The sequence below is a fragment of the Haloparvum sedimenti genome (assembly GCF_001462205.1).
GTDB classification, from domain to species: domain Archaea; phylum Halobacteriota; class Halobacteria; order Halobacteriales; family Haloferacaceae; genus Haloparvum; species Haloparvum sedimenti.
Window position 1 is genome coordinate 1 of record NZ_LKIR01000049.1, and the last position, 4,344, is coordinate 4,344.

Below are 4,344 nucleotides of genomic sequence, written 5' to 3' on the forward strand. Positions count from 1 at the left end.
GTTCATAGTGATCTGAATCTGAAGATGATTATCGTAGTCGCACAGCGTGTACTGATTTACTGACTGTTCCACTTCTCCCACACCACCTTACGTCGGCAACTATTAAGTATTTCAGTATTTAAGCACCTCACATACGATGACGACACGGTTGACTGTTGACTTCGAAGACGAACTCTACAAGGAGTTCTCGAAGCAGTGTATCGATGCCGAGAAAACCAAGTCCGAAGTGGTACGTGGACTCGTCAGGGACTGGCTTGACGAACCCGACGAATGACCGACAAGCAGGCTCTTGTGAAAACGCTAGATTTCCAGCTGGACATCCAGAGTGACAACGAGAGCCTGCTGTACGACGCTGCTCTCGAAGCCCGGTCGGTGTACAACGAAGCGATTCGCCTCGCCAAGCGGGGGGTGGACTGGGATGTGATTCACGACCGTGTGGCCGACGACGCTAACCTCGTGAAAAACACGACACAGCGCGTCGTTGCGAAGGCACTCGGCGCGATGGAGAACTACTACGAGTACGATGACTTCAACCAGCCAAGCCACACCAAAGATGGCACATACCCGCTCCGGGCGAACTACGAGGAAGGATACAATCTGTCGCTCACCGACGACGGCGACGTAGCGTTTCGTATCAGCACAAAGCCGTACAAACACGTCAAGGGAATCCTGAACGGTGACGATGTCCACCTCGACGTTCTCAAGACCGCACTCACGAGCGACGAATGGCGGCTCGGGACGGCTGAAGCACTATTCCACGACGGCACCGCCGAGTTGCACGTCAACGTCACCAATACCGAGCAGGCCGTTCGTGATAAGCAGAACTCACAAACGGTTGTCGGCGTGGACCTGAACGAGGATAACGTCGCTTTGACGGCGCTCTCCAAGGATGGCGTTGAGGATACGCTTGTTATCGAGTTTCCAGAAATCAAGTTTGAGCGCCACCGCTACTTCACGATCCGCAAGCGTGTCCATAACGCAGAGAAGTGGAGTGTACTCAATACAGTGGAAGGACAGGAAGAACGGTTCGTCCGCGACCGACTCCATAAAGTGTCGCGGCACGTCGTCGAGTGGAGCCAACAGTTCGAGAACCCATGCATCGTCTTTGAAGACCTCAAAGAGATGCGTGACAACATCGACTACGGTGCGCGGATGAACCGGCGCTTGCACCACCTCCCGTTCCGCACCCTTCAACACTACACGTCGTACAAAGCCGCCTTCGAAGAGATCCCGACAGCATGGATAAATCCTGAGTTCACGAGTCAGCGGTGTCCACTGTGTGGACATACTGAACGAGGGAACCGTCACAAGAAGCGGTTCAAATGCCGGTCGTGTTCCCACCAAGACCACAGCGACCGTAGTGCAAGCGTCAACATCGCCGTGAAAGGTATCGAGAAACATCAAGAGTGGACTGTGCCTGCTCTCAACAGCCTTCCCACTGTGCGGACGGTGCGACGGCAGGCATCGGGGGCCGTGGACGCCCCGACCGTGACCCACGACACCGCTACAGGATATCATACCGATGGTGTCGAGGGAGTGTCCGACTAATCCACAGGAAGCCCCATTTGAGCTAGGGGCAGTTCACAGAGAACATGCTCGTCTTTGAATAACCCGCGTAGAACGATGTACAGTACAGACGGAGAGACAGTGATCTGTCTCAGGCGACCCGTTCCTCCAACGTATCCCGGTGCGCCCGAACAGTCGCCATTGAGGCGTTCGCTACGTCCGCGGCCTCGGATTGCGTCAACCATCGCCCCTCTTCGCGACCGGCCTTGTAGAGGCAGGCCGCGGCGAACCCGGCCGGATGGACGCCCGTCGTGACGCCGCGCTCCTCGGCCTGTTCCGCGAGGGCTCGGGCCCGCTGTCGGATCTCATCCGGACACTCGAGGTCCGAGGCGAGGCGCGGCACGAACATGCTGGGGGAGACGGGCTCAGCGGGGAGGCCCAGCTCCTCGTTCAGCGTCTTGTACGCGTTCGTGACTCGTGACTCCGCGACGCGGGCCATCTCGCTGACGTCGTCCACTAACCGCGAGAGGCCGTTGCACCGGCAGGCTCCGTAGACGCTGGCCGCGGCGATGGCCTCGATGGATCTACCACGAAGCAGATCCTCGTTCTGGGCGCTCCGGAAGAGCTGACACGCCTGGTCGCGAACCGAATCGGAGAGCTCGAGGGCACTCGTCAACCGACGCACTTCGCCCAATCCGTGGGCGAGATTCCGTTCCGCTTTCGACCGCCAGCGCCCTCGGGTCTGCTCACGGCGCATCCGTGCGAGTCGCCTTCGCTTCTTTCCAGAGATCTCGTTCCCCTTGGCATCGGTGCCGCGACCGATTTCCGTCGACAGGCCGCGATCGTGGCGAGCCGCAGTAAGTGGGGCGCCCGTTCGTTCACACTCCTCGTCATCGTACGCCCGCCACTCCGGCCCGTTATCGATACGCTGTTCGTCGATGACCAGGCCACAGTCCTCGCAGACTGTTTCGACTGCGTTCGTAGTGACTCGGCCGTCGCACTCGGGACACTGATTCGCACTCGATTCCGTTCGGACGTCTTCGTCGAATCCGCTCTCGTAGATGTCTCTGGTTGCCATCGTTCTCACCGTGTTCAGGGAACCCGCCAGTACAGCGAGCCCCTCACCCATTGAGGGGTAAATAGACTCTGTGGGAGGTTCAGATTAGTTAGAAATCAGCAATAGGCCCACGATTAATATGATGAAAGTGGCTACCACACCTCCGTCGGATTTCATAGGTGCTCAAAACGCAAATAGAACGTCTGGATGTCTCGCTCTATTCATCTTCCACAATTAGCACGAATTCGCCCTCGATCGGTTCGAATTGATACTCTCCAGGTTCGATACAGCTTGCTTCCTGCTGTGGATTCGCCCAGACGTCATACTCCAACTCAACGGTCTGTCCCGGCTCGATAGCATATTGATTAACGACTGCAGGTTCTGGGAAACTCTCTTCCTCTGGTTTCCAACATTCGTCCGAGGCCCGCGTTGGATCATATGCATCAGATAGCAGTACCAGACCTGGTTCCTCCTCAGTACTGGGGAGAGGAGCTGGGGCGTCTGGATCGATATTTAATTCGATAGACTCACTGCCATTATTTGCGTATGAGATTCGAATGTGTGCTGTAGCATTTGCTGTGATTTCTGCGTTGGGGATACCCACCTCGATTTCTAAATTTTCTGTCTCGGTACTTGCCACCACGTCTTTGACGGATACTCTCTTTTGCATTTGTTCTGAAGGACTTTGGTTCGCTCCGTTCCCGATACACCCTGTAGTCACTGCCATTGCGGCAACCGATGACAGGTATGTGCGCCGTCTCATAGCCAAATGGGAATTAGAACGGTAAAAGTAAAGGCCTTCAGTGGAGTTCAAGAGTCGTTTTACTCCTCATTGACGCCGTTCCTGATAATGACGAACACAAAGGAACACAACTACTGCAAACAGTGTTCCGAGGAAAAATATCGCTCCAGGTGGTAACATGTAGGTTGTTACTTCACCGGAGGACTGCCCCGCTCCAGCAGAAATCGGGGAGGAAGACGAGGCGAACCGCCGGAATAGCTGATCAACAAGGACACTAACGATAGAGAACGCTGCCACGACTCCTATCAGATTTTTAATTGAACTCAGGACGGTCGATTGAGTCAAATCTTCGCCAGCAAATAACACAAGTGCTTCATCAGATGGTGTGTATACTTTCATTTCTTTACCTTGGTCTGAGTACCACGTATCAGCAACCTCAATGAGTTCATTCTCTTTGAGCTTTGTCAAATGATAATTCACGTTCTGAAGCGAAGTATCTACTTCATCGCCAATTTCAGACGCTGTCTTCGGCTTCATGTACAGGGAGGTCAGTATCGACCGGGTGGTTGCAGAGGAAAGTGCATTGAAAATCTCGTCAGCTGACTCATCATCGATCGCTAACACTGTCGGTTCAGCGTCTCTTTGTTGTTGAATAGATTTGGCTGACTGACGCCGAGACAGGAGCCGAGTAATCGATGTCATTATGGATTAAATACACACCCACTCAGATATGTCTTCTATAAGCTAAAACACCCGTTTAACCCCCTTTTGACACAGCTATCTACTAACACACTCATGTTGGTGAATCCGCTCCGGGAGCCCCACTTTCCCACAGACGGGACACTCCCGAAGGGGTGTTGGCGGCAGGTCGTTCCAGGCGTCTAGCGCGGCGTCGAGCTGTGCTTCCACGATCGGGGAGTCGGTCGTGCGGCAGGCTTCGCGGAGGTGAATGCGAAGCCGTTCACGGGCCGTGAGTGTCGTGTCGTCGGTCATAGTGGGACGGGATCGCTGGTGGCCCCGCCACCCATCGCCGGGGGGC

General features: G+C 55.1%; 5 protein-coding genes. 2 read left to right on the plus strand and 3 right to left on the minus strand.

Annotated elements, in window-relative coordinates:
• The first annotated feature begins 136 nt into the window (after nucleotides 1–136).
• Together AN233_RS16710 and AN233_RS03060 are read left to right on the plus strand one after the other, a co-directional pair.
• Entirely contained in the window at nucleotides 137–274 is a 138-nt protein-coding gene (locus tag AN233_RS16710; protein ID WP_125919961.1) for a ribbon-helix-helix protein, CopG family, read from the plus strand.
• On the plus strand, nucleotides 271–1,548 hold the full coding sequence (locus AN233_RS03060) for an RNA-guided endonuclease TnpB family protein (RefSeq protein WP_058365389.1): 1,278 nt from the start codon (nucleotides 271–273) through the stop codon (nucleotides 1,546–1,548). Before AN233_RS16710 ends, AN233_RS03060 begins: the two co-directional genes overlap by 4 nt.
• Before the next feature lie 109 nt (nucleotides 1,549–1,657).
• On the opposite strand, the gene AN233_RS03065 is transcribed toward AN233_RS03060, so the two are convergent.
• The 3 genes from AN233_RS03065 to AN233_RS16150 form a co-directional block, all read right to left on the minus strand.
• Nucleotides 1,658–2,584 (minus strand): transcription initiation factor IIB, encoded by a 927-nt coding sequence (locus AN233_RS03065; protein ID WP_058365390.1) that lies wholly within the window; start codon nucleotides 2,582–2,584, stop codon nucleotides 1,658–1,660.
• Between the two features lie 196 nt (nucleotides 2,585–2,780).
• Nucleotides 2,781–3,203, minus strand: coding sequence for a hypothetical protein (locus AN233_RS16715; protein WP_125919962.1), 423 nt, complete (start codon nucleotides 3,201–3,203; stop codon nucleotides 2,781–2,783).
• Nucleotides 3,204–3,392: 189 nt separating this feature from the next.
• Nucleotides 3,393–4,007: an ArsR/SmtB family transcription factor gene (locus AN233_RS16150; protein ID WP_080508318.1), complete on the minus strand. Its 615-nt coding sequence runs from the start codon at nucleotides 4,005–4,007 to the stop codon at nucleotides 3,393–3,395.
• Nucleotides 4,008–4,344: the final 337 nt, after the last annotated feature.

What these genes read in the sequence shown, in the direction of transcription:
- AN233_RS16710 (WP_125919961.1), top strand. Translation starts at nt 137, where the DNA reads ATGACGACACGGTTGACTGTTGACTTCGAAGACGAACTCTACAAGGAG.
- AN233_RS03060 (WP_058365389.1), top strand. Translation starts at nt 271, where the DNA reads ATGACCGACAAGCAGGCTCTTGTGAAAACGCTAGATTTCCAGCTGGAC.
- AN233_RS03065 (WP_058365390.1), bottom strand. Translation starts at nt 2,584, where the DNA reads ATGGCAACCAGAGACATCTACGAGAGCGGATTCGACGAAGACGTCCGA.
- AN233_RS16150 (WP_080508318.1), bottom strand. Translation starts at nt 4,007, where the DNA reads ATGACATCGATTACTCGGCTCCTGTCTCGGCGTCAGTCAGCCAAATCT.